Below are 24864 nucleotides of genomic sequence, written 5' to 3' on the forward strand. Positions count from 1 at the left end.
CGCTTGCCGATCGCTTGCAGGCGGATAAATCGGTCTCCGCTGCCGCCCGGAGAGCGATTACTGTTCTGACCATGCTCCCTTCCCGTCTCCCGCGGGCCGACCTGCTGACCGGCCTCGCCATCATGGCCATCGGCACCCTGGAGGCGTTCACCGTGGCGACCGCCTACGGTGCCAGCCAGAATCCGCAGCTGTGGTGGGTGGGGCAGGCCGTGGTCACCGGCGTCCTGGTCTGGTATCGCCGCAGGGCCCCGGTCGCGGTGTTCATCCTGATGATCCTCGCGCAGTACGCCTGGCACCGGCAGGGCAACGAACAGTGCCCGGTCTGGCAGCTCGCCGCGCTGCTCATCGTCTTCCACACCGTCGGCGCCCACCTGCCGTTCCGGCCCGGCTTCGCCTGGGCCATGGCCGGCATCCTCGTCTTCGACTCCGGTGCCGTCGACCACCGGATCCTGCCGCTGGAGGAGGTCATCTTCCTCACGGTGATGTTCGGTTCCGCCTACGCCACGGGCCTGGCGCTGCGCGGCTACCTGGTCCGCGCGCGCCGGATGGCCGAGCGGGCGGCCCAGTTGGAGATGGAGCGGGAGCGCCGGGCCGCCGAGGCGGTGGCCGCCGAGCGCAACCGCATCGCCAGGGAGCTGCACGACGTCGTCGCGCACAGCGTGAGCATGATGGTCATGCAGGCCGGCGCGCTGCGGCGGGGGCTCGGCCGGGCGAACGGCTCGTACGCCGAGCCGGATGCCCAGATCCTCGCCGGGATCGAGCAGGCGGGCCGCGATGCCGTCGAAGAGCTGCGGATCATGCTCGGCGCGCTGCGGATGCCCCAGGACGAGGCGCTGCCCCAGCCCGGCCTCGACATGGTGCCCAACCTCGTCGCCACGGTCGCGTCGTCGGGCCTGCGGGTGCACCTTGAGGTCGAGGGCGAAGCCGTACGGCTCGCGCCCGGCCTCGACCTGTCGGCCTACCGGATCGTGCAGGAGGCCCTGACGAACGCGGTGAAGTACGCGGGGGAGGCCGAGGTCCGGATCAGGATCGCCTACCAGCATGACTCGCTGGAACTGGAGATCGTCGACGACGGGCGGGGCGGGGGACCGGCGCCGTCCACGGGCAACGGGCTCATCGGCATGCGGGAGCGGGCCGAGCTGTTCGGCGGCTCACTCGACGTGGGGCCGCTGCCCGAGGGCGGCTTCCGCGTGCGGGCGACGCTGCCCCTCTCCAATTGGGCGCCGACGAGCGAGGCGACGAAGTGATGATCCGCATCGTGCTGGCGGACGACCAGGTGATGGTCCGGGCGGGTTTGCGCATGGTGATCGAGAGCGAGCCCGGCATGGAGGTCGTCGGCGAGGCCGGCGACGGAGTCGAGGCGGTGGCCGTGGCGCGGCGGGTCCGGCCGGACGTCGTGCTCATGGACATCTCGATGCCCCGGATGGACGGGCTCGCCGCGGCCAAGCGGCTCCTCGACTCGCCGCACCCTCCGAAGATCATCATGCTGACCACGTTCGACACCGACGAGAACCTGTACGCCGCGCTGCGCGCGGGGACGAGCGGCTTCCTGCTGAAGGTGTCGCCCCCCGAGCAGCTCGTGGCCGCCATCAAGGTCGTCGCGGCCGGCGACGGGCTGCTCGACCCGGCCGTCACCACCAGGGTGATCTCCTCCTTCGCCGGGCGGCGTGAGCCGGTGCGCCCGCCGCAGCTGTCCGAGCTCACCCCACGTGAGCTGGAGGTGCTGCGGTTGCTCGCCCGTGGCCTCACCAACGCCGAGATCGCCAGGGAGCTCTTCGTCGGCGAGGCCACGGTGAAGACGCACGTCGCCCGGGTGCTCATGAAGCTGAACCTGCGCGACCGGGCTCAGGCGGTCGTGTTCGCGTACGAGTCGGGCGTGGTCACCCCCGGCTCGGCGGACGGATAGTGCGCGGCCCACTCGGCGTTGCCCATCCGCAGCACCCGCAGCCCGAGGTAGCCGAGCACCAGGAGATTCCCGCCGCCCCAGACCAGGCTGAGCGGGCCGTAGCCCGTGACGTTCGGCAGGATCCAGACGGCCGATCCCACCACCGGAACCCACCAGTGGACGAAGCCGGCGCGGGTCAGGGCGATCACCACCAGGATCATGCCGATCGGCCCGAGGAACAGCCACGGAAGCTGGAAGCCGAAGACCACCCCGGGTAGGTCGAACATCTCGTTGAACAGCTTCTCCGCCTGGTCCGGCGGGTGGTTCAGGCCGAGCCACCACTCGACCGGGTCGCCCATCAGCAGCGCCGACGCGTTGATGAAACCCAGCGCGGCGAACGCGCCTCCGATGTGGCCCAGCACGACGCCCCGGCGGCGGGTCAGGTGCATCAGGCCGATCACGGCCAGTGGCAGGAGCACCCAGCTCCAGTGGTACAGGACGGACTGCAGTTGCGCCATCGCCGGGTTGTCACCGTAGCTCACGGCCTCGCGGTCGTCGCCCCACGTTCCCGGATCGACCAGGGTCGCGATGAACTGGAAGAGAGGCGAGACGATGAGCGTTGCTCCGATGACCGACCGCCGGAAGTCGATGGCGTCGGACAGCTTGAACATGATCATTCCTTTTCCGGTCGTCCGCTGAGCGCTGACCGCGGGGACGGTAGGCGACGGCCCGGGCACCGCACATCCGCCGTACGGCTGATCCGATCTCACCCTCTTGGGTGACTTATCGCCCGGCCGGTGTTTATGTGTATATTTTTCTGAAGACAGCTCACGAAACGGGAGATTTTTTATGACGGCCTTCCCTTCGGTCCTGTTCGACGAGGCGCACAGCGAGGCATGGACGATCCGGCGTGAGATCGCGGAGCTCATCAATCCGGCGCACCCCGACGACAGCGGCTACGTGAAGGCCGCCGAGGTCCTGCGCCGCCTCGGCCATACCGTCCGTCCCCACGTCGAGGGTCCGGTCACGCCCGGCCTGCTGGACGCGTGCGACGTCTTCGTGATCGCGCATCCCTCCGGCGAGCGCTGGGAGCGCACCACGGGGGCCGGAAGCCCGCGCTTCACCGCCGAGGAGATCGACGCGATCGAGGCTCACGTGGCCGGCGGGGGCGGGCTGGTCGTGCTCGCCGAATGCGAGCAGGACAAGTACGGCAGCAACCTCGCCGACCTGCTCGGCCGGTTCGGCGTCGTCGTCGAGCACACGACCGTCCAGGACCCGGTGAACCGCCACAACAACGTCGCCACCTGGGTCCTCGGCACGCCGCCGTACGACCCGGGGGACGCGCAGGCCGACGGGCAGGACCTGCTGGCGCAGGCGCGCCGGGCCTGCTTCTACCGCGCGGGCACGCTCGCCGCCGTCCCGGACGGCGCGGCCGTCCTGTTCGAGACCTCGCCGACCGCCGCCCCCGCGGGTCGCCCGCTGGCGGCGGCCGTACGGCACGGCCGCGGCCGCGTCGTGGTGCTGGCCGACTCCGACCTGTTCGGTGATGACTCGATCGACGACTTCGACCACGCCCAGCTGTGGGCCAACCTCGTCACCTGGGCCGCACGCGCGCCCGAGGACGGCCGCTCCCGTACGGCGCGGCACCGGCCGGAGGAGACCAGGAAGGCGGCGGTGGCCGCCGAGTTCGCCCGGCTCAAGGCGGTGGTCGAGGAGCTGCGCCCGCTGCAGGCGAAGGACGGCTCGATCAGCGGCGACCGGGACCGCGCGGCCGAGCTGGTCGCCCGGATCTGCGATCACGTGACCACGCTCGCCCCGGCCTTCCCGCACGACGGCGACTACCTCGACGCGGTGGTGGCCGACTTCCGCAGGTGGGTGTCGGACGGGCTGGGCGTGCCGGACTTCCTCGACTCGCTGAACGCCTTCCACCCCGACACCCAGCGGGTGGACGGGCTGGAGCACCTGGTCGTCTTCCCGATGTACACCCAGAACGGCAACCGCGACCGCAACGTCGAGGCCGTCTGGATCCGCGTGGTCTGGCCCGACTGGCTGGCCGAGCTCGAGCGCGGCGGCTACGACAACCCGATGTTCGTGCCGATCGTGTTCGAGGACTTCACCGCGGGCTACGACACGAACTCCGCCGTGCTGTTCCCCGAGACCGTCGCGGTACGGCAGGCCCCGTCGCACTTCACCTGGGGCGCCATCTTCTGCGACCGGGAGGCCGCGAGGTTCCGCAGGGTCAGCGAGGCCGCTGCCGCCACACTCAAGCTGGCGCTGCCGCCCGACGCCGCCCGGCTGCTCGCCTCGCAGGATCTCGCCCAGGACACCTTCGTCCTGTGGGACCTGGTGCACGACCGGACCCACAGCCACGGCGACCTGCCGTTCGACCCGTTCATGATCAAGCAGCGGATGCCGTACTGGCTGTACGCGCTGGAGGAGCTGCGCTGCGACCTGACCGCGTTCGGCGAGGCGGTGAAGCTGGAGGCGGCGGGCGTGCCGCACGCGCGGTACGTGCAGTACGCGATCCTGTTCGACCGGCTGTTCCGCTTCCCGATCACCGGCGAGCGGGTGCGCAACTACGACGGCCTCGGCGGCCAGCTCCTGTTCGCCTACCTGCACCGCAACGACATCGTGCGGTGGACCGACAACCGGCTCACGATCGAGTGGGCCCGCGTCGCCGACGGCATCGCCGACCTGCGCGGCGAGGTGGAGAAGCTCTACCGCGACGGCATCGACCGGTCCAAGGCGGCGCACTGGCTCGCCGCTCACCAGCTCGTCGCGACGTACGTCGAGCCGCACCCGGCGTCGGTGTGGCAGCGAGGTGTGCACGCGCTGCCGGCCGAGCAGAAGGCCATGGTGGACGCCGTGCTGTCCGACGAGTTCCCCCTGAGCATGTTCTACGAGGCGCTGCGCCGTAAGCTCACCGAGGTGGTCGAGTCCACGAGGGGCATCCGGGCCTGAGGCGCAAGGGTGCCGAGACTGTCGGATAGGGCTCGCTCGGAAGGGATGGGCGTGATGAGCAGAGTGATCCTGGTCGCGGGAGCGGGCGGCCCCACCGGGCAGGCCGTCGTACGGCGGCTGACCGAACGCGGCGACACCGTGATCGCGGTCGACCGGTCCGGCGCCGAGGGATGCCTGAGCGTGGATCTGCTCGACGCGGCGGCCGTCGCGGAACTGGCCGAGCGGATCAGGGCCGAGCACGGGCGGGTCGACGGCGTCGTCCACCTCGTCGGCGGCTGGCGTGGGTCGAAGACCTTCGCCGAGACCTCGCTCGCCGACTGGGACCTGCTGCACGACCTGCTGATCCGCACCCTGCAGAACGTGTCGCTCGCGTTCGAGCCGCTGCTGCGGGCCTCCGGCGACGGCCGGTTCGTCATCGTCTCGGCGCGGGCGGCCCAGCGGCCGAGGCAGGGCGGCGCCGCCTACGCCGCGGCCAAGGCGGCGGCCGAGGCCTGGACGCTGGCGCTCGCCGACGCGCTGCGCGGTACGGCCTCGGCCGCCGCGATCCTCGTGGTGACCGCGCTGGTGCATGATGGGATGCGCGCCGCCGCGCCGGACAGACCGTTCAAGAACCACACCGATGTGCGGGACCTCGCGGCGGCCGTCGCCGGACTGTGGGACGAGGCTCCCGAAGCCGTCAACGGCCGGCGGATCGACCTCACTCCCGGCGCGAAGGATGGAGACCTCTCGTGACGACGGATGCCGTCCGCAGGCACGACCCGAAGGTCAAGGCGTTCGCCAGCGACAACTACGCCGGGGTGCATCCGGAGATCATGGAGGCGATCGCGCTCGCCAACGGCGGGCACCAGGTCTCCTACGGCGACGATGTCTACACCGAGGCGCTGCGGGAGGTCTTCCGCCGGCACTTCGGCGAGCAGGCCGAGGCGTTCCCGGTGTTCAACGGCACCGCGGCCAACGTGGTCTCGCTGCGTTCGATGTGCGCGCCCTGGGAGGCGGTGATCTGCCCGGAGAGCGCCCACATCAACTCCGACGAGGGCGGCGCCCCCGAGGTGATCGGCGGTCTGAAGCTGCTCCCGGTGCCGACACCGGACGGGAAGCTCACGCCCGAGCTGGTCGACCGGCAGGCGTGGGGCTTCGGCGACGTGCACCGGGCCCAGCCCCGCGTGGTGTCGATCTCCAACGCGACCGAGCTCGGCACGCTCTACACCCCCGACGAGATCAGGGCCATCTGCGATCACGCCCACGAGCTGGGGCTGCTCGTCCACCTCGACGGCGCGCGGATCACCAACGCGGCCGCCGCGCTGGACCTGCCGCTCCGTGCGCTCACCACCGACGCCGGGGTGGACGTGGTGTCGTTCGGCGGGACCAAGATCGGGCTGCTGCTCGGCGAGGCCGTGGTCGTGCTCAACCCGTCGGCCGCCCGAGGCCTGCCGTACGTACGCAAGACCGGCATGCAGCTCGCCTCGAAGATGCGGTTCGTCTCGGTGCAGTTCGAGGCGCTGCTCGCGGGTGATCTGTGGCTGCGCAGCGCCCGGCAGGCCAATGCGATGGCCCGGCGGCTCGCCGAGGCCGTACGGCCCCTGCCCGGGGTGACGGTGGCGCGCCCGGTGGAGGCCAACGGGGTCTTCGCGATCCTGCCGGCCGACGTGGCCGACCGGCTGCGCAAGCGGTTCCGGTTCTACAACTGGAACGAGCAGATCGGCGACGGGATGGTGGAGGTGCGGTGGATGTGCGCGTTCGACACCACCGAGGCCGACGTGGACGCCTTCGTCGCCGCCCTCGCCGAGGAGCTCAGCGCCTGATCATTCGGTGCGGATGGAGGGCAGGGGCCGGGCGCCCCGCGTGGTGAGCATCTCCTCCATCTGCTTGATCTCCGCCGACTGGGTGTTGACGATGTGCTGGGCCATGCCGCGTACCTCGGCCCGGTCGGACAGCTTCAGCAGGGCCTCGGCCATGTCCACCCCGCCCTCGTGGTGACGGATCATGAGCTGGAGGAACAGGACCTCGGCGTCCTTGCCCGCCGGCGCCTCCCGCAGTCGTTTCATCTCCTCGTCGGTGGCCATGCCCATCGACGCCATGATCTCCGCCCAGGGCCGGGGGGCGGCGGTGGCGCCGGTCCCGCCGTGGCCGCCGTGACCGGCCATCCACAGCATCGGCGGCAGGGTCGTCGACTGGTCGAGGCCCCACTGCTGGATCCAGCCCATGAAAATTCCACGCTGGGTGCTCTGGGTCGTGATGATGTCGTAGGCGAGCGTCCGCATCTGGTCGTCCGTGCTCTTGTCCCGCACGATGAACGACATCTCGACCGCCTGCGCGTGATGCACGCCCATGTCCCTGGCGAAGCCCGCCTCGGGGGAGGCGTCGCCCGGGGTCTGTGACCTGGTGAGGAACAGCAGCAGCGCGACCACGGCGACGACGACCGTGATCACTCCGAGGATCGGCGTGGTCCTCCCCGGCCGTGAGACGGTGTCGGGCGGCAGGCTCGTGTCGATGGTCATCGCCCACAGGCTACTCCACGCGGTGCGCATGGGCCCGGGGCCGATCGATCACATGTTCTGTGCTTGAGTTCTGGGCTTGCGCGGGGTTTATCCCTATACCCACTATTCTCCATACGCGCGGGGGGAAACCTGTGATCAGCGGCTGGAGGATTGATGGCGAAGGACAAGTCGCAGGCGAGACGTGAGCACCTCGCCCGCATGCGCGCCGAGCAGAAGCGCAAGGAGCGGCGCGTGGCCCTCCTGATGTGGGGAATCGGCGGTCTCGTCATCGTCGTGCTGGTCGGCCTGGTCGCGGTCTACGTGGTCAACGACCGGTCGAGCAAGTCGCTCGACGGGGTGGCGAGCTACAAGTACGAGGGCTCCGACCACAGCTGGGACAAGGTCGCCTACGCCGAGACGCCGCCCGTCGGCGGCCGGCACAACTACATCTGGCAGAACTGCGGCATCTATGACAAGCCCATCCACAACGAGCATGCCGTCCACTCGCTGGAGCACGGCGCGGTGTGGATCACCTATCAGCCCGACCTGCCGAAGGCGGAGGTGGACAAGCTGAAGACGCTGGCCTCCGCCGATTACATGCTGCTCAGCCCGTACCCCGGGCTGCCCGCCAAGATCGTGGCCAGCTCCTGGAACCACCAGCTCAAGTTCGACAGCGCCGACGATCCCCGCCTGCCGGTCTACATCAAGAAGTACAAGCAGAACCCGGCCTACACACCGGAGTTCGGCGCGGCCTGCAGCAGCGGCATCGGCACCACGGCGGAGCAGCCGCTCCCGCCGCCGACGGCGGCCGACCCCCACGAGTCCGCCACTCCCGAGGAGTCGCCCGCCTCGCAGGAGTCGGCCGCACCCCAGGAGTCGGCGAGCCCGTCGCCCGCCGCCTCCTGACGACGACCACCACCACCCACCCCCGTGATCTTGCGAATACTCGCATGGCTACGCCGTGAGCAGGCACTTTCCGCTCCGTGATCTTGCAGTTTCTTGCAGGTTCGGTGCCTGAGCTGCGAAAACGATGTCCGTGATCTTGTGCTTTGCGTTGGACTGCAAGATCACGCCATCCGTCCCCGCATGTCAGGCGCCTTGTCTGCGAGAAACTGCAAGATCACGGGACGGAAGTGCCCAGGTCGGGGGGCGTTCTTGCGAGAGACTGCAAGATCACGCCATCCGTCCCCGCATGTCAGGCGCCTTGTCTGCGAGAAACTGCAAGATCACGGGACGGAAGTGCCCAGGTCGGGGGGCGTCCTTGCGAGAAAATGCAAGATCACGGGGATGGGGGGTTCGGGGGGTGGGTGTCGTTTTGCCGGATGATTACCCGCCCTTGGCCTACCTCGGTAGGCTCTGCGGGCGATGGCAGGGATCGAGGACGGGATGCGGAACGAGCGTCAGGAGGAGCCCGAGCCGGGCGTGGACCCGGAGGCGGGCGGGGCCGCCGAAATCGGCGGAGAACGGCGCGAGGGCGCCGTTCCGGACTCGGACGCCCCCGAATCACCACATGAGCCGAGGCCGCCACAGGACCCCGGACCGCCGGGGCAGCCGCAGGCCGCCCGGGGGACGACGCTGGCCCTTGTCATCGCCCTCGCCCTGGTCGTCGTGATGACCGGCGCTCTCGGCGCCGTGGCCGTCGTGATGACCCGCAATCCGGACGCGGCGCCGCTCTCACGGGTGTCGCTGCGCCAGCTGGCGACGCCCGTGCACTTCGCCCCGGTGGTCGGGGTCAAGGCCGCGCCCTGCACCGAGACCGACGCGGTCCCCGACGACACGGGCACCACGTGCTACCAGCTCGATCCCGGCGTCACGGTGACGACCGTACAGAAGATCGAGGAGGTGCCGGAGCGCGATGGGAGCTACTCCCTGCGGCTCGTCCTGTCCCCGGCCAACCTGGACCAGATCGCCGATCTGACCCGGGAGACCATCAAACAGCAGCTCGCGATCGTCGCGGGAGACAAGGTGGTCGCCGCCCCCCGGGTCGAGCAGGAGATCACCCAGGACAGCCTGGCGGTAGCTGGCTTCACCAAGGAGCAGGCCGACGCGCTGTTCACCCTGCTCACCGGCGCCGCCGCCCCCCAGACCACCCAGACCACCCAGACCACCCAGCCCACGCAGCCGACCCAGCCGGCGTTCACCCAGCCGCAGACCGAGCCCACGACGCAGACCCAGCCCACCGCGTACACCGAGCCGACAGCGCAGACCACACAGCCGATGTTCACGGGGACGCCGACCGATGCCGCGACCCAGCCGGTGGCCGACCGGCCCGCGACCACCGCGACCACCGGGGCCACCGGGGCCACGGGCACGGGGGGACGGACGCAGCAGCGGTTCGCGAGCTGCGAGGATGCCACCGCCAACGGCTTCGGGCCGTACACCAAGGGAGTACACGCCGAGTACTACTGGTACAAGGACGTGGACGGCGACGGCGTCGCCTGCGACTCCGGCGACCTCGCCTGAGATCAGGCGTCCGCCGGCGTGAGCGCGATGTCCTCGGGACGGATCGGGACGCGGGTGAGCGGCAGGCCCGTCGCGGCCCGTACGGCCGCCGCCACCGCCGGCGTCGACGACAGCGTGGGCGGCTCCCCGGCGCCGCGCAGCCCGTACGGCGCATGCGGATCGGGGTTCTCCAGAATCGACAGCCGCATGGGCGGCATGTCGAGGACGGTGGGGATCAGGTAGTCGGTGAACGAGGGGTTCAGCACCCGGCCGTCGCGCACCTGGATCTCCTCCATGAGCGCCAGGCCGAGCCCCTGGGCGGAGCCGCCGTGGATCTGCCCTTCCAGGGCCAGCGGGTTGAGGATCCTGCCGACGTCCTGGACGGCGGCCAGCTCGACGACCTTGACCAGACCGAGCTCGACGTCCACGTCGACGACGGCCCGGTGGACGCACAGCGCGAGCTGGGTGTGGGTGTCGCCCTGGCCGGTGACCGGATCCATCGGCTCGGTCGGCCGGTGGCGATATTCCCGCGTCTCCTCCACCGGGCCGAACCGTTCGAGAAGCTCCACCAGCGCCCGCCCGGGGTGGTCGGCGCGCAACGCGTCGAGGCGCCGCCGTACGGCCTCGCAGGCGGTCTTGACCGCGCCGCCCGTGACGTACGACTGCCGTGACGCGGAAGAGGAGCCGGCCGAGCCGACCGTGGTGTCGGCCGGGGCGACGGTCACCCGGTCGATGCCCAGCTCGGTGCGGGCGATCTGGGCCTGGATCGTGACCAGGCCCTGGCCGACCTCGGCCGCCGCGGTGTGCACGAGCACGTGCGGTTCGCCGCCCAGCGACTCGACCCGCACCCGGGCCGTCGAGTAGTCGTCGGAGCCCTCGGAGAAGCAGATGTTCTTGAGGCCGACGGCGTATCCGACGCCCCGGCGCACGCCCTCGCCGTGCGTCGTCTGCGAGACGCCGCCCGGCAGCAGCCGCAGGTCGGCGGGGACGGCGACCGGCTCGGGCAGCGGCATGGCCGCGAGCTCGGCGAGCATCTCGGCGAGCGGCGCCGGCGTGTCGATCAGCTGTCCGGTGGCGATCCTGGAGCCCTGCGAGACCGCGTTGCGCATCCGGATCTCGACGGGCGACAGCCCGCAGGCCTCCGCCAGCCGGTCCATCTGCGACTCGTAGGCGTAGCACGCCTGAACCGCCCCGAACCCGCGCATCGCCCCGCACGGCGGGTTGTTCGTGTAGACGCCGTAGGCGTCGACGCTGATGTTCGCCACCTCGTACGGCCCGACGCCGAGGGAGGCGGCGTTGCCGACCACGGCCGGGGTGGACGAGCAGTAGGCGCCCCCGTCCAGCACGATCTCGGCCTTGATGTAGACCAGCCGGCCGTCGCGCGTCGCGCCGTGCTCGTAGCGCATCCGCGCGGGGTGCCGGTGGACGTGCCCGAAGAACGACTCCTCCCGGCCGTACACCATCTTGACCGGCCGGCCCGTACGCAGCGCCAGCATCGCGGCGTGGATCTGCATCGACAGGTCCTCGCGGGCGCCGAAAGCGCCGCCGACCCCGGCGAGCGACAGCCGCACCCGGTCGGCCGGCAGGCCGAGGCACGGCGCGATCTGGTCCCGGTCGGCGTGCAGCCACTGCGTCGCGACGTACAGGTCCACCCCGCCGTCCTCGGCCGGCACCGCGAGGCCGGACTCGGGGCCGAGGAAGGCCTGGTCCTGCATGCCCACCTCGTACTCGCCGGTGACGACGACCTCGGCGGCCGGGGCGGCCGCCGCGACGTCGCCCACCCTGACCGGCTGGTGCCGTACCAGATTGCCGTCCGGGTGGACGAGGGGGCAGTCCGGGTCGAAAGCGGCGCGCTCCGGATCGACGACCGCCTCGCGCGGCGCGTACTCGACCACGATCGCCGCGGCGGCCCGCCGGGCGGTCTCGGGGTGATCGGCGGCCACGAGCGCCACCGGTTCGCCCTGGTAGCGGACCTGGTCGACGGCGAGGACCGGCTGGTCCCCGCGCTCCAGGCCGTAGCACTTCTCGCCGGGCACGTCCCGGTGGGTCAGTACGGCGAACACGCCGGGCATGGCCAGCGCGGGGGAGAGGTCGACCGAGCGGATCCACGCCGACGGGTGCGGGCTGCGCAGCGTCGCCCCCCACAGCATGCCGTCCAGCCACAGATCGGAGGCGTAGGCGAACTCGCCGGTCACCTTGAGCGTCCCGTCAGGTCGCAGCGCGCTCTCGCCGACACCCGAGCGGCGCCCGGTCCGCATCGTCATGACCGCAGTACATCAACGGAGATCGGCCCGGCCAATGGACGTGGTCATGGAAACGCCGCCGCGGGCGGCATGGTCGCTTGTAGCTTTCTCCAAATTCGCCGTTACGCCGAATACGCTGTGCCGTGTGCTGCTGAGGGATCTGCTCGCCGTCGCGGAGCTCAGGCTCGGGCTGCTGACCGGGGACGAGGCGCTCGACCGTGAGATCGGGGACGTCCTCGTCACCGATCTGCCCGATCCCAGCCGCTATCTGACGGGCGGCGAGCTCGTGCTGACCGGTCTCATGTGGCGGCGGGAGGCCGCGGACTCCGAGCGGTTCGTGGCCGCGCTGGCCGCCGCCGGGGTGGCCGCGCTCGGCGCGGGCGACGCCTGGCTCGGCATGATCCCCGACGATCTCGTGACGGCCTGCCGCGAGCGGGGCCTGCCGCTGCTGCGGGTGCCGGTCGAGGTGTCGTTCGGCGCGATCACCGAACTCGTCGCCAGGCGGCTCGCCGGCGCCAGGGCCGGAGATCTGCGCGGCGAGCTCGGCCGCCGCCGGCGGATCGTCGCGGCCGTGGCCGAGGGGGCGGAGCTGGCGGAGCTGTTCACGCTGATCGAGAGCGAGCTGGGCGTCGTCGCGGCGGTGATCTCCGCGGCGGGCTCGGTGATCGCGGGAGATCTCCCCGAGGCCAGGGCCGTACGGCTGGCGCGCGCCTATCTGGGCGCGGTCCGGCTGCCGGCGGTCGTGCGGGACGACGGGACGTTCACGCTGTTCGCGGTGGACCGGTCGCACCGGGCCGCAGGGTGGGCGCTGGTCTGCCGGGGCGAGCTCGACGCCGAGATCGGCTTCGAACTGGCGTCGTGTGTGGCGATGGCCCGGACCCGGACCGAGGAGGGCCGCCGGGTCGAGCGGCGGCTGGCCGAGGAGCTCGTCGAGCTCGCGTGGGCCGGAGGTGAGCCGGCCGAGCTGTCGGCCAGACTGCGTACCTGCGGCATCGACGTGGCCGAGCCGTACGTCGTGGTGACGGCCACGGCAGGGGCGGGACGGCAGGCCGGGGCGGGCGGCGGCCGTGATCCGGCCCTGCTCGGCGGCCGGGTGGTGGAGGAACTGCTGGACCGGCGGGTGGTCGCGGTGGCCCGCGCCGAGCCGGGGGAGTCCGTCGCGCTGGTTCCGTTACGGGAGACCACCGCGGACGAGCTGGCGGGGCGGCTGCGCGAGCGCACGGCACTGCTGGCGGCCGGGCTGCCCGACGTCACGGTGGCCGTCGGCGTGAGCAGCGCGCTGACCGGCGCGCACGCGATCCGCGGCGGGCTGGAGGAGGCCGGGCACGCCAGGCGGATGGCCGAGGCACGCGGCGGGGGAGTGGCCACCAGCGACGAGATCTACACGCATGCGCTGCTGCTGGCGACCGTGCCCGGCGACATCCGCCGGTCGTTCGCGGAACGGCTGCTCGGCCCGCTGATCGACTACGACCGGCGGCACGGCGCCGAGATGGTGCGGACCCTGGAGGTGTTCCTGGACTGCGCGGGGTCGTGGAACGGCTGCGCCGAGCGGCTGCACGTGCATGTCAACACGGTCCGCTATCGGATCCGCCGGATCGAGGAGCTCACCGGCAAGGACCTGTCATCGATGGCCGACCGCATCGACCTCTTCCTCGCCCTGAGCGCCGGCCGCTAGCTCGGCCTTGATGGCGGCCAGCTCCCGGGCCGCCGATTCCTCCCAGCGCCTGTCACCGACCGCGTGCGCGACCGCCGCCGCCTCCTCGGCGTAGGCCAGCGCGCTCTCCAACCGGCCCAGCATCCGGTTCGCCATGGCGAGCTGAGCCAGACACTGCGGCATGGCGTCGTGGTTCCTGATCTCCCGGTCGATGGCGAACGACTCCTCGAGCAGGGTCTTCGCGGCCAGCGGATCGTTCTGGTCGAGGCGGATCTCGGCCAGGTAGCGCAGCGCGTGCGACACGTGGAACAGGTCTCCCGCCGCTCGCGCCAGCGAGATCTTCTCGTCGAGCACGGCGGTGGCCGCGGCCAGATCCCCCAGACCCCGGTAGGCCGAGCCGAGCATGGCCAGCGCGTGCCGTTCCCCCACGTCCGTGCCGATCTCCCGGGCGATCGACAGCTGGATCCGCGCGCAGCCGAGAGCGTCCGCGTACCGCTCCAGGCAGAGGTAGGTGACACTCAGGTTGCCGAGCGCCCGCATCTCCTCGAACCGGTTTCGCCGTCCGCGCCGGAGTTCCAGCTCGGCCTGCTGGTGGGGCAACGCCTCGTCGGCGCGACCCATGCGGGCCAGCGACATGGCGACGTAGCCGTGCGCCAGCGCGGTCACCTCCCGGTCGCCGAGGCGCTGCCCCGCGTCGAGGGCCTGCTGGTTGATCCGCAGGTTCTCGATTCGATGACCCATGCGATACAGGTGCCACATCAGCGAGAAGCCCACGTACGCGCCCAGACGGGCGAGGTCGTCGTCCGCCGACGCCATGGCCTGGGAAGCGGCGGCCAGGATGTTCGCCCGCTCGCGCTCCAGCCAGCCGTGGCCGTCCTGGTCGTCGGTCAGCGGGGCCGGCGACGCCTCGTCTCCGGGCCAGGGCGGCTGGACGCGGTGAGGGTCCACCAACCGGGTGGCGAGACGCGCGGTCGAGCCGTACATCCGAAGCGCCCGATCGAGGGACTCCGATCGGACCTGCCGCGTCAGATGCTCCTCAGCCAGTTCCATCGCGAAGAGCCGCACCAGATCGTGCAGTTGGAAGCGCCCGAACTCCCGCGACTCGATCAGATGTGCGTCCGTCAGGCGTTCCAGCGCCCGCTCGGCGAGTTCGACGGGGACCTCGACGAGCGCGGCGACCACGTGCGCCGTCACATCCGGCACATGGAGGACGCCCAGGTGACACAGGATCCGGGCGGCCAGGCGGTCGAGCGGGCGCGTGCTGCGCGAGAGGGCGTCGTGGCTCAGCTCAAGGCTCGATCGTACGGCGATGTCGCCCGACTCCAGCTCGTGCAGGATCCGTCCCCGGTCCTCCAGCCGCTCGACCAGGTGCCGCACACCCCAGTGCGGCCGGTCCATCAGGCGTGCCGCGGCCAGTCGCAGGGCCAGCGGCAGGCCGTCGCACAGGTCGACCAGCCTGGCCGCGGCGGCCGGTCCGGCCGCGACCCGTTCCGCGCCGATCAGCTTGGCGAGCATGGTGACCGCCTCCGAGCGGGCCATCATGCCGAGGCACAACTGGACGCAGTTGTCGACGGTGGCGAACGACTCACGGCTCGTGATGAGGACCGCGTTGCCCGACGGCAGATCCAGCAGCGGGCGCACCTGGTCGGGACCGGAGGCGTCGTCCAGCACGGCGAGGACACGGCGCCCCGCGAGCCTGTCTCGCAGCATGGCCGCGGCCTCGCCGACGTCATGCGGCACCGCCTCGGCGAACACGCCGAGCGCGCGCAGGAATCTGCCGAGCACGTCGATCGGCTTCAGCCGCTCGACACCCGGTGTCGCGCCGAGCAGGTTGGCGTAGAGCAGGCCGTCGGGAAAATGATCGCTCACGGCGTGGGCGGCCTGTACGGCCAGGGCCGACTTGCCCGCCCCGGCCGGACCGGTGATGACGACGGTGGCCTTCGGCGGGCCGCCGGACCAGGGGGCGAGCAACGATCGCAGCCGCACCGACTCGTCGGTCCGGCCCACGAAACCGTCCACGGCCCGCGGCAGCTGACGCGGCACCGGCACCGGCGCCTGCGGATCAGCCGCCGGAGAAGGCGCCGAAGGGGGCGCGGGGACGAGCCGTCTCGGCCCGTGATCGAGGTCGGCCGGCTCGGGGGCCGACTCCGGGTCCAGGGCAGACTCCAGGGCCGGATCACCGCGCAGGATCGCCTCGTAACACCGCTGCAGGCTCTCACCCGGACCCACTCCGAGCCGCTCGGCGAGGAGGCGGCGGATGTCCAGGTACGCGTCCAGCGCGTCGGCCTGCCGGCCGCAGCGGTGGAGCGCCAGCATCAGCAGTTCCCGGGCCCGTTGCCGGAGGGGGTGTTCGCGGATCAGGTCGTGGAGCGCCGCGAGCGCATCCTGATGGCGTCTCAATCCGAGGAGGACGCGGGCGCGTTCCTCTACCGTGGTAAGGCGCAGTTCCTCAAGACGGGCACGCTCCATTTCCGCGAACGGGCCGGGGATTCCCGACAGCGCCCGGCCGGTCCACAGTTCCAGTGCCGCGTCCAATTCCCTCAACGAGTCCTGACGGGCGCCATTCGCCAGCAGCCGGCGGGCCGCGGCCGTCCGATGCTCGAACTCCCCGGCGTCGACCCGAACCCGCCCGCGTGGCAGCGCATATCCTCCCGATCTGTTCACAAGCAGCGTGAAAGGCCCACGCGGCCCCAGGTCGGGCTCCAGTTCCCGCCGTAGCCCCGCGACGTAGGTGTAGATGCTCTGCCGCGCCGTTTTCGGTGGCGTCTCCCCCCACAACCCCCTGATCAGGGTTTCCTGCGTCACCACCTGGCCCGGGCGGGCGGCCAGGATGCACAGGGTGGCCCGCTGCAGTGGCGGTCCGAGGTCGAGTCGATGCCGCCGGCGCCAGGCCGCAACGGGGCCGAGCAGCTGGAAACGGCATTCGGAATGCTGGGAATCTCCGTGCTCACCAGCTATATCCATGCGCCTGCGGATCTCCACATGAGGTGTGCGGCACCCGGTAAGGGGCGGGTGTCCATGGTCGTACTTGCCATAGAGATAACGTCAATTGGTGCAGAGTTACCCTGTTCGGAAACTCTAGGGCCCATCTAGATTCGCGGTGACGTCGACCTTGACATCGAGCTGACCGCGCCGAACCGGCATAGTAAACGTGATCATACGGGAAAAACCCGGATGGACTGCACGGTCCCCGTAGATGCCGACGCGCGGCGGGTGACCCCGCTTCCCTCGATCGTGCCGCGATGGGGGAGCGGCTGAGCGATGGAAGCGGGGTGTCTTCTTACGCCCCCTGTGGGGCTTGTGCCGTCAGCAGCAGTCGTAGCTGAAGTAGCTGACCGATGGCGTGGCGGCGTTGGCGGCCGTAACATTGCCTGCAACGACCAGACCGGCCGACATCAGGGCGGTCAGGACGAGTAACGCAAGGCGGCGCATGTGGGTCTCCTTCGTGACGGATCAATGGCCGGGTCTATATTCTCTCTAGAGGTGCACGTGACCAGTCAAGGTTTGGTCGGTGAGCGGATCAAGATGATCCGCCGGCAGCGGGGTCTGTCACAGGCGCAGCTCGCTCATCCCGAGTTGTCCGACAGCTACGTCTCCCTGATCGAGAGCGGGAAGCGGACGCCGACTCCCGCCGTCCTGGAGTTGCTCGCCCAGAAGCTGGACTGCTCGCTCACCTTCCTGGTCAACGGGGTCACCGCCGAGCAGATGGAAGACCTCGAGCTGGGGCTTCGCTTCGCCCGCCTCGCCCTGGAGAACGGGGAGGTCGCCGAGGCCAGGCGCCGATACGCGGAGCTGCTAGAAGACAACAACCTGGCGGGTCTGGCCTCGCTGCGGCAGGACGCGCGGTACGGCTACGCACTGGCCGTCGAGGCCTGCGGGGACCTGCCTGAGGCGATATCCGTGCTGAACACGCTACGCGAGGTCGACACCGAGGGACAGTCGCCCGAACGCCGCACGCAGATCGCCCTGGCGCTGTGCCGCTGCCATCGCAACTCCGGCGACTTCGCGACGGCGGTGCGGATCGGCGAGGAGACGCTCGGGCTGGCGTCCGCCCAGCCCTCCTGGAACGACGATCTGATCGAGCTCGGCTCGACGCTTCTGTCGGTCTACTACGAGCGGGGAGACCTGCTCCGCGCCAGGCAGTTCGCCGCCGAGCTGCTGGCGGCGGCCGAGCAACTCGGCACGCCCCGTGCCATCGTGGCCGCGTGCTGGAACGCCGCGCGGACCGCCGAGCTGGTCGGCGCCGATGAGGAGGCCATGCCTCTCATGGAACGCGCGATGGCCATCCAGTCGGAGAACGGTGAGCCGCGCAACCTCGCCAGGCTCCGCGGCGCCTATGCCACCCTCCTGCTCCGCGCGCGCCCGGACGAGGCCCTCACCGCCCGCGATCTGCTGGTGCGGGTGCTGCACGGCGTGAAGGAGTCCGCTGCCTCGCGCGGGGAGGTCCCGCTGACGCTGCTCCACCTCGCGCGCGCCGAGATGGCGCTCGGCCATCTGGACGAGGCGGCCGAGCACGCCCAGGCGGCGCTCGACCTGGCGGCCGAGGGGACGAACCGGGCCGTGCTCACCGACGCGCACCTGGTGCTCGGCCAGGCGCATTGGATGCGGCATCAGGACGAGGATGCGACCACGGAGCTGAACGCGGCCGTGCGGAAGCTGGAGGACGTGCCGCAGACGCGCAAGACGGCCGAGAACTGGCTGGCCGTGGCGGAGATACACGATCGCGTCGGCGATCGCGGCCGCAGCATCGAGGCCTACCACCGGGCGCTTGCCTGCGCGGGGCTCTGATCCGACCGGCTACCCGGCTCGGTAGCCTAGAGGTGCCATGAGAAAATACTCGTTCGCCTCCGTCGCCGCACTGATCGTGACGCTCATGCTGGGGGTGGTGTTCGCCCTCCCGGCACGGGCCCACGCCTCACTCAAGAGCAGCGATCCGGCGAAGAACGCCCAGGTCCAGACCCTGAGCAAGGTCACCCTGGAGTTCACCGAGTCTGTGCGGTTCCCCGTCGTGGTCGTACAGGGCCCGGGCGGCAAGCGGTATGAGAGCGGCACCCCCGTGGTCGACGGGCCGAAGATCGTCCAGGCGGTCGTGCCGTCGGTGCCCGCCGGCGCGTACACGATCGCCTGGCGGGTCGTCTCCTCCGACGGACACCCGGTGGAGGGGGAGATCCCCTTCACCGTGGTCGGTTCACCGGACGCCCCGGCCACCGAGGCCACTCCGGGTTCTGAGGCGACTCCGGGTTCTCAGGCGTCTTCGGGGGCCGACGGCTCCCAGGAGGTCGAGGGCGGGCAGGCCGCCGGAGATTCCCAGGGCGGCTCCGGCGACGCCGCCGCGACGGACACGGCGGCGGCTCAGGACGGCCAGGCGAGCATCCCCGGCTGGGCCTGGGCCGTGGTCTTCGGGATCGCCGGGGTCGGCATCGGGTTGTACCTCAGCCTGCGGAAGAAGTCGTGAACCGGGCGGCGCGCCTGACCGTCGCCGCGCTGTGCGCGGCGGCCGGCGCCCTGGCGATCGCGATGATCGTCAGCGGCGCGGCCACGCCGCGGATCATTCCCGGACTGCCCGACCAGGGCATGTTCACCCGGTGGATGCTGCCCATCTCGAAGCTCACCGTGGACGTCTCCGGGGTGCTGACGGTGGGGCTGCTGGCCGCCGCCGCGACCTTCCTGCCCAGTGACAAGGGCCTGCTCGGCGAGGCCGCGCAGACCTATGTCAGGGCCGCGTCGTGGACCGCGCTCGCCTGGGCGGCGGGTGCGGCCGGCGCGCTGGTCTTCGGCGCGTCGGACACGTTCGGCCAGCCGGTCGGCGAGATCCTCGACGGCACCATGTTGACCAGCTACGCGAGCCAGACTTCGCAGGGTGTCGCGCTCACGCTGGTGGTGCTGTTCGCCGTCGCCATCGCCCTGTTCTCCCGGGGTGCGATCACCGCCGGCGCCGCCGCAGGGCTGCTGGTGTTCTCGCTGGTCACGCTCCTGCCGCCGCCGCTCACCGGTCACTCGGCCTCCTCGCCCAACCACGGGCTCGCCATCACCTCGGTCGCGTTCCACGTGCTGTTCCTCGCGCTGTGGGTGGGCGGGCTGGGCGTGCTGTGCGTGCACGGACTACGCGGACAGAGCCACCTCGGCGTCGCGGCCGACCGCTTCTCCCGCATGGCGTTATGGTGCTTCATCGGCGTGGGCGTGTCCGGCGTCGCCGGAACGGCCGCCCGGCTCGAATCGGTCGGCGCGCTGTTCACCTCGGCGTACGGCCTGCTCCTCGTGGCCAAGACGGTCGCGTTCTTCGTGCTCGGGTTCATGGGATGGCGCCACCGCGCCAGGACGCTGCCCCGGCTGACGTCCGGGAAGCCGAACGCGTTCCTGCAGCTCGCGCTCGGCGAGGTCCTGCTGATGGCGGTCACGATCGGCCTCGCCGTGACGCTGTCGCGCACCCCGCCGCCGCCCGTCGACGTGCCCCTGGACCGCGCGTTCCAGCTGCTCGGCTACCTGGTGCCGCCCCCGGTGACGCTGGGCAACCTGCTGACGCTGTGGTGGTTCGACCTGTTCTTCGCCACGCTCGCCGCCGTGCTCACCGGACTGTACGGCGCGGGCGTCGTACGCCTGCTGCGCCGGGGTGACCGCTGGCCGTGGGGACGTACGGCGAGCTGGCTCATCGGCATCGTGATCATGGTGCTGACCACGCAGAGCGGGGTGGCCCGCTACGGGCCCGTGCTGTTCAGCGTGCACATGACCGAGCACATGATCCTCGCGATGCTGGTTCCGATCTTCCTGGTGCTCGGCGCGCCGGTCACGCTCGCGCTGCGCGCGCTCAAGCCGGCCGTACGGCGCGGCGACCGGGGACCGCGCGAGTGGCTCACGGTGATCCTGCACAGCCGGGTCGTGAAGTTCTACACCCATCCCGCCATCGCGACGGCGATCTTCGTGGCGTCCATGTTCGCGCTCTACTTCACTCCGCTGTTCAGCTCGGCGATGAAGGAGCACATCGGGCACCTCGCGATGATGGTGCACTTCCTGCTCAGCGGCTGCCTGTTCTTCTGGGTGATCATCGGCGTCGATCCCGCGCCGAACAAGCTGCCCCACTTCGGGCGGCTGCTGCTGCTCATGGTCACGATGCCGTTCCACGCGTTCTTCGGGATCGCCGTGATGAGCATGGGCACCGTTCTGGCCGCCGACTACTACGATCAGCTCGGCCGCACCTGGGGGGCGTCCTCGCTGGCCGACCAGTCGACCGGCGGGGCGATCGCCTGGGCCTTCGGCGAGATCCCGACCCTGATCGTGCTGCTGGCTCTCGGCGTCCAGTGGTGGCGGGCGGACGATCGCACGGCTCGCCGGGCCGACCGGCGGGCCGACGCCATCGCAGCGAAGACCGGCGGCACCGGTAACGCGGAACTCGACGCCTACAACGACTACCTGGCCGAGCTGAACAAGCGAGACGCGGCAGCGGGGCAGTAGGTCGCCGCCACTCCGAGTGGCACTACCCCAGAATGGGAATCACGTAATCTCAGGGAGTGTTCGCAGAACACGACCTGGAGGCCCGCATCCGGTCGGGAGGGTCGACGGTGTCCAAGGAAGTTCGCCTACGCGAAGGCGAGGGATTCAGCCAGGATCTGGAGGACTATCTCTCCGACTGGATGGACAGGTCCGGCATAACGGTCGAAGTGTGGGCCCTGCCCGGACGGACGGTGGACGTCGATCTCGCCCGGGCCGTGTACGACACCCTCGTCGAGGCCCTGGCCAACGTGGAACGGCACAGCGGAGCCACGCATGTGTCGATCGCCGTCACCGTGGGCGCGAGCGGCCTGCGGATGACCGTCAGCGACGATGGCGCCGGGTTCGTGATCGATCAGGCCGGGCGGTACGGCGGCCGCGGTTTGGCCGCCATGCGCGCGAGGTTCACCGAGGTCGGCGGCAGGCTGACGATCAACAGCGTCCCCGGTGGCGGCACCACGGTCACCGGGGTGATCCCCGTCAGGGGAGCGTGAGGATCTCGTGGCCTGACTCGGTGACCAGGATCGTGTGCTCGAACTGGGCGGTGCGCTTGCGGTCCTTGGTCACGGCCGTCCACTGATCGGGCCAGATCTCGTATTCGATGGTGCCCAGCGTGAGCATCGGCTCGATCGTGAACGTCATCCCCGGCACCATGGTCACCGACAGCGAGGGATCGTCGTAGTGCGGGACGATCAGCCCGGAGTGGAACGCGGCGCCGATGCCGTGGCCGGTGAAGTCGCGGACCACGCCGTAGCCGAAGCGCTTGGCGTAGGCCTCGATCACCCGGCCGACGACGTTGAGCTGCCGACCTGGCGCGACGGCCTTGATCGCCCGCATCATCGCCGTGCGGGTCCGCTCGACCAGCAGCCGGGACTCCTCGTCGACCTCGCCCACGAGGAAGGTCGCGTCGGTGTCGCCGTGCACCCCGCCGATGTAGGCGGTGATGTCCACGTTGACGATGTCGCCGTCGCGCAGCACGGTGTCGTCCGGGATCCCATGGCAGATCACCTCGTTGATCGAGGTGCACAGCGACTTCGGATAGCCGCGGTAGCCCAGCGTCGAGGGGTAGGCGCCGTGGTCGCAGAGGAACTCGTGACCGATCCGGTCGAGCTCGTCGGTGGTCACGCCGGGTGCGACGTGCCTGCCGACCTCCTCCAGGGCCTGGCCGGCGATCCGCCCGGCGATCCGCATCTTCTCGATGGTCTCGGCGGTCTGGACGTCGCTGTCGCCTCGCTTCGGTTCGGCCTTCCCCACGTACTCCGGACGGGCGATGTGGGCGGGGACCTTGCGGGTGGGCGAGATGCGCCCAGGGCGGAGCAGCGTCGTCATGCCGACAAGTCTAGTTGCGCCGCCAGGGGGCACGATTAAGGCGTGAGCGATCAATGGTGGTTCTGCCTGAAGCACATGCGGGTCGAGCCGGAGAAAGGCTGCCCCAACAAGGACCGGCTCGGCCCCTACGAGTCGGAGGAGGTCGCCGCCCAGGCCATGCAGCGGGCGGCGGAGCGCAACAAGGCCTGGGCCGAGCAGGACAGGGAGTGGGAAGAGGACTGACCGATCACAGGCCGGGCCGCCTCGCCGCGCGCCCGGCCATGACCCGGCCGATGGTGATGACCCCGACCCCGCTCCACACCATGTTGAGGATCGCGGACGGCCAGGCCGAATGGTACGCACTGTTGATCATCAATGCGATCCCGCCGCCGAAGTTGAGCAGTTGGTACGGCAGCCCGTCCCCGGACAGTTTCCGCGCCGACACCATCATGTAGCCGCACAGGAGCACCACGGCGCCGATCATGCCGATGATCGTGATGAGGGTGGACATCGTCATGCTCCCTCACTCGCTCGCTCAATCGTTCACCCGCGGCCCGCTGATCCGGTCGGCGAGCCGCGCGAGCCGTTCCCGCAGACCGAGCCGCCGGGTCTCCCCGGCGGCGGCGCTCACCAGATGCTGGGCGCCGTCGAAGCTGAGCGGGGCGCCCTCCCCCGGCACGGCGATCGCGTCATGGGCCAGCGACTCGAGCTCGGGATCGCCGCCGTCGAGGGCGAGGATCGTCGCGCCGGTGCGGCGCGCGTCGTCGACCCGCTCGAGCAGCGGCACCGGGGCCTGCCGTTCAGTGACCACGAAGAGAGTCTCCCCACGCCGGGCGTCCCGCAAGCGGTCCAGTCCGATGCGCAGGTGAGACGGTGCGTTCAGGGGCGGTGCCCAGCGTACGAGGGTGGGCGCGAGCTGGGGGAGTCCGGACAGCCTGGCCTCGTCGTCGAGATGGGCGGTGACGTGCCAGGGCTCCTCGTCGGGGGAGCCGACGACGAGCAGCCCGCCGGGTGACCGGGTGGCCCGGAGCGCCAGCCCCAGTTCGCGGGTGCGTTCCACCCAGCCCGAGCCGGCGAGCACCTCGCGTAGCAGGCTCACGGATGCGGCGTCCATGCCGCAATGGTGCCTGACACCGCCGCGTGAAGTCTCGGCAATTCGGTTCTTGACAAGGTGTTGACTCGAAGTAACGATCGGCCCAAAGGCGCGTCGTCGAACAGTAATCGAGTTGCCGGAAGGCGGGCACATGAACCTTCGCGTTCGCGCCATCATGTCGACGATCGGGGCACTTCTGCTCCTGCCGGTCCTTTTCGGCCCGAAGGCGGGCGGCGTCGCCCGGGCCGACGCGGCCGGCGACGTGGTGGAGGCCGTTCCCACCACCGTCTACCTCGCGCCGGGGAAGCTCCTGGAGGCGCCGGTCAGGGCCTGGCACCTGCGCTACCGGTCCACCTCGGCGACCGGCACGGCCGACGTCGTCTCCGGCACACTGCTGGTGCCCGGGTCCGCCTACCGGGTCGGAAAGCGGCCGATCGTCGGATACGCGGTGGGCACCCATGGGCTGGGCGACGAGTGCGCGCCCTCGGCGGCCATGGCGCGTGGCACCGAGGCCGAGCTCGCGATCATCAGCCTGATGCTGCTCAAGGGCTGGGCGGTGGCGGTGACCGACTACGAGGGGCTCGGCACGCCGGGTGACCACACGTACATGGTGGGCGTGTCCCAGGGCCACGCCGTGCTTGACTCGATCAGGGCGGCGATGAGGGTGCCGGAAGCGGGCCTGTCCGACAGCGCCCCCGTCGTGGTGATGGGCTATTCCCAGGGCGGCTCCTCGGCCGGCTGGGCGGCGCAGCTCCAGCCGTCCTACGCGCCGGAGCTGCGGCTCAAGGGCGTCGCCGCGGGCGGCGTCCCCGCGGATCTGCAGGCCGTCGGCGAGCATCTCGACGGCACCCCCGACTTCGGGCTCGCCGCGGCGGCGGGCGCCGGGCTCGACGCCGCCTACCCCGAGCTGTCGCTGGACGGCCACCTCACCCCCGAGGGGGCGGCGCTGTTCGCCGACGCCCGCGACGACTGTGTCGCCGACCTGCGCGACAAGCTCGCCGGACGCCGCCTCGCCGAGCTGACGACGACCGACGTCATGCACCGGCCGGAGTGGCAGGCGCGCCTCCTGGAGAACCGGCTGGGCGCGACCACACCCCGGGTGCCGCTGTTCCTCTACCACGCCAAGGGCGACGAGATCATTCCGTACGGCGTGGGCCGGACGCTGCGCGACGAGTACTGCGCCGGCGGCGCGAAGGTGCTGTGGACCGGACTGCCCGCCGGGAGCCACGTCCTGGGCGCGGTCGAGGGCGCGCCGCTGGCGGTCGCCTGGCTGGCCTCGCGCGTTCTCGGCCTCCCGGTGGTAAGCAACTGCTAGC

The 24864-nt window shown here is 70.9% G+C and carries 22 protein-coding genes; 14 read left to right on the forward strand and 8 right to left on the reverse strand.

Features of this window, described 5'->3' with window-relative positions:
• Window positions 1-71: 71 nt before the first annotated feature.
• Both AP234_RS22955 and AP234_RS22960 read left to right on the forward strand, forming a co-directional pair.
• A complete protein-coding gene (locus tag AP234_RS22955; protein WP_055481772.1) occupies window positions 72-1247 on the forward strand; it encodes a sensor histidine kinase in 1176 nt (391 codons plus the stop codon).
• Window positions 1244-1906 carry a response regulator gene (locus AP234_RS22960; RefSeq protein WP_200926665.1) on the forward strand — a complete coding sequence of 221 codons (663 nt, stop codon included), beginning with the start codon at window positions 1244-1246 and terminating at the stop codon, window positions 1904-1906. Before AP234_RS22955 ends, AP234_RS22960 begins: the two co-directional genes overlap by 4 nt.
• On the opposite strand, the gene AP234_RS22965 is transcribed toward AP234_RS22960, so the two are convergent.
• Window positions 1846-2556: a hypothetical protein gene (locus AP234_RS22965; RefSeq protein WP_055481888.1), complete on the reverse strand. Its 711-nt coding sequence runs from the start codon at window positions 2554-2556 to the stop codon at window positions 1846-1848. The genes AP234_RS22960 and AP234_RS22965 overlap by 61 nt on opposite strands.
• 178 nt (window positions 2557-2734) lie before the next feature.
• Between AP234_RS22965 and AP234_RS22970 the strand changes: the two genes are divergently transcribed.
• From AP234_RS22970 to AP234_RS22980, 3 genes are read left to right on the forward strand one after another with little or no spacing between them, the layout of a single operon-like run.
• The gene (locus tag AP234_RS22970; RefSeq protein ID WP_055481774.1) at window positions 2735-4846 is read left to right on the forward strand and encodes a DUF6421 family protein; all 2112 of its coding nucleotides are present in this window, start codon (window positions 2735-2737) and stop codon (window positions 4844-4846) included.
• A gap of 54 nt (window positions 4847-4900) precedes the next feature.
• Window positions 4901-5578 carry an SDR family NAD(P)-dependent oxidoreductase gene (locus AP234_RS22975; protein WP_083502370.1) on the forward strand — a complete coding sequence of 226 codons (678 nt, stop codon included), beginning with the start codon at window positions 4901-4903 and terminating at the stop codon, window positions 5576-5578.
• Window positions 5575-6648: a threonine aldolase family protein gene (locus AP234_RS22980; protein WP_055481776.1), complete on the forward strand. Its 1074-nt coding sequence runs from the start codon at window positions 5575-5577 to the stop codon at window positions 6646-6648. The genes AP234_RS22975 and AP234_RS22980 overlap by 4 nt, the downstream gene beginning before the upstream one ends.
• Here the strand turns inward: AP234_RS22980 and AP234_RS22985 are convergent, their stop codons facing one another.
• Window positions 6649-7344, reverse strand: a complete 696-nt coding sequence (locus AP234_RS22985) for a DUF305 domain-containing protein (protein WP_055481777.1) — start codon at window positions 7342-7344, stop codon at window positions 6649-6651.
• A gap of 153 nt (window positions 7345-7497) precedes the next feature.
• Between AP234_RS22985 and AP234_RS22990 the strand changes: the two genes are divergently transcribed.
• Both AP234_RS22990 and AP234_RS22995 read left to right on the forward strand, forming a co-directional pair.
• Entirely contained in the window at window positions 7498-8229 is a 732-nt protein-coding gene (locus tag AP234_RS22990) for a DUF3105 domain-containing protein (RefSeq protein WP_055481778.1), read from the forward strand.
• Between the two features lie 459 nt (window positions 8230-8688).
• Complete coding sequence (locus tag AP234_RS22995; protein WP_055481779.1) at window positions 8689-9786, forward strand: excalibur calcium-binding domain-containing protein; 1098 nt, start codon at window positions 8689-8691, stop codon at window positions 9784-9786.
• A gap of 2 nt (window positions 9787-9788) precedes the next feature.
• Here AP234_RS22995 and AP234_RS23000 read toward each other — a convergent pair whose 3' ends face one another.
• On the reverse strand, window positions 9789-12029 hold the full coding sequence (locus AP234_RS23000) for a molybdopterin cofactor-binding domain-containing protein (RefSeq protein ID WP_200926666.1): 2241 nt from the start codon (window positions 12027-12029) through the stop codon (window positions 9789-9791).
• Window positions 12030-12153: 124 nt separating this feature from the next.
• On the opposite strand from AP234_RS23000, the gene AP234_RS23005 reads away from it, so the two are divergent.
• On the forward strand, window positions 12154-13683 hold the full coding sequence (locus AP234_RS23005; RefSeq protein ID WP_055481780.1) for a PucR family transcriptional regulator ligand-binding domain-containing protein: 1530 nt from the start codon (window positions 12154-12156) through the stop codon (window positions 13681-13683).
• Here AP234_RS23005 and AP234_RS23010 read toward each other — a convergent pair.
• The gene (locus tag AP234_RS23010) at window positions 13630-16626 is read right to left on the reverse strand and encodes a BTAD domain-containing putative transcriptional regulator (protein ID WP_083502353.1); all 2997 of its coding nucleotides are present in this window, start codon (window positions 16624-16626) and stop codon (window positions 13630-13632) included. The genes AP234_RS23005 and AP234_RS23010 overlap by 54 nt on opposite strands.
• A 342-nt stretch (window positions 16627-16968) precedes the next feature.
• Window positions 16969-17094 (reverse strand): hypothetical protein, encoded by a 126-nt coding sequence (locus AP234_RS39260; protein ID WP_268778081.1) that lies wholly within the window; start codon window positions 17092-17094, stop codon window positions 16969-16971.
• Between the two features lie 57 nt (window positions 17095-17151).
• On the opposite strand from AP234_RS39260, the gene AP234_RS23015 reads away from it, so the two are divergent.
• From AP234_RS23015 to AP234_RS23030, 4 genes are read left to right on the forward strand one after another with little or no spacing between them, the layout of a single operon-like run.
• Window positions 17152-18450, forward strand: a complete 1299-nt coding sequence (locus tag AP234_RS23015; protein WP_055481890.1) for a helix-turn-helix domain-containing protein — start codon at window positions 17152-17154, stop codon at window positions 18448-18450.
• Window positions 18451-18487: 37 nt separating this feature from the next.
• Complete coding sequence (locus tag AP234_RS23020) at window positions 18488-19117, forward strand: copper resistance CopC family protein (RefSeq protein WP_055481782.1); 630 nt, start codon at window positions 18488-18490, stop codon at window positions 19115-19117.
• Window positions 19114-21111, forward strand: a complete 1998-nt coding sequence (locus AP234_RS23025; RefSeq protein ID WP_055481783.1) for a cytochrome c oxidase assembly protein — start codon at window positions 19114-19116, stop codon at window positions 21109-21111. The genes AP234_RS23020 and AP234_RS23025 overlap by 4 nt, the downstream gene beginning before the upstream one ends.
• Window positions 21112-21167: 56 nt before the next feature.
• Entirely contained in the window at window positions 21168-21641 is a 474-nt protein-coding gene (locus AP234_RS23030; RefSeq protein ID WP_055481784.1) for an ATP-binding protein, read from the forward strand.
• Here the strand turns inward: AP234_RS23030 and map are convergent.
• Window positions 21628-22476 (reverse strand): type I methionyl aminopeptidase, encoded by an 849-nt coding sequence (gene map / locus AP234_RS23035; RefSeq protein WP_055481785.1) that lies wholly within the window; start codon window positions 22474-22476, stop codon window positions 21628-21630. The genes AP234_RS23030 and map overlap by 14 nt on opposite strands.
• A gap of 42 nt (window positions 22477-22518) precedes the next feature.
• Between map and AP234_RS23040 the strand changes: the two genes are divergently transcribed.
• Window positions 22519-22698, forward strand: a complete 180-nt coding sequence (locus AP234_RS23040; protein ID WP_055481786.1) for a hypothetical protein — start codon at window positions 22519-22521, stop codon at window positions 22696-22698.
• A 4-nt stretch (window positions 22699-22702) separates the two neighbouring features.
• Here AP234_RS23040 and AP234_RS23045 read toward each other — a convergent pair whose 3' ends face one another.
• Complete coding sequence (locus AP234_RS23045) at window positions 22703-22966, reverse strand: CBU_0592 family membrane protein (RefSeq protein ID WP_063843063.1); 264 nt, start codon at window positions 22964-22966, stop codon at window positions 22703-22705.
• A gap of 24 nt (window positions 22967-22990) precedes the next feature.
• Window positions 22991-23569 (reverse strand): hypothetical protein, encoded by a 579-nt coding sequence (locus AP234_RS23050; RefSeq protein WP_055481788.1) that lies wholly within the window; start codon window positions 23567-23569, stop codon window positions 22991-22993.
• A 130-nt stretch (window positions 23570-23699) separates the two neighbouring features.
• Between AP234_RS23050 and AP234_RS23055 the strand changes: the two genes are divergently transcribed.
• Window positions 23700-24863, forward strand: a complete 1164-nt coding sequence (locus tag AP234_RS23055) for a lipase family protein (RefSeq protein ID WP_055481789.1) — start codon at window positions 23700-23702, stop codon at window positions 24861-24863.
• Window position 24864: the final 1 nt, after the last annotated feature.

This window comes from Sphaerimonospora mesophila, from assembly GCF_001417795.1.
In the GTDB taxonomy this organism is placed as follows: Bacteria; Actinomycetota; Actinomycetes; order Streptosporangiales; family Streptosporangiaceae; genus Sphaerimonospora; species Sphaerimonospora mesophila.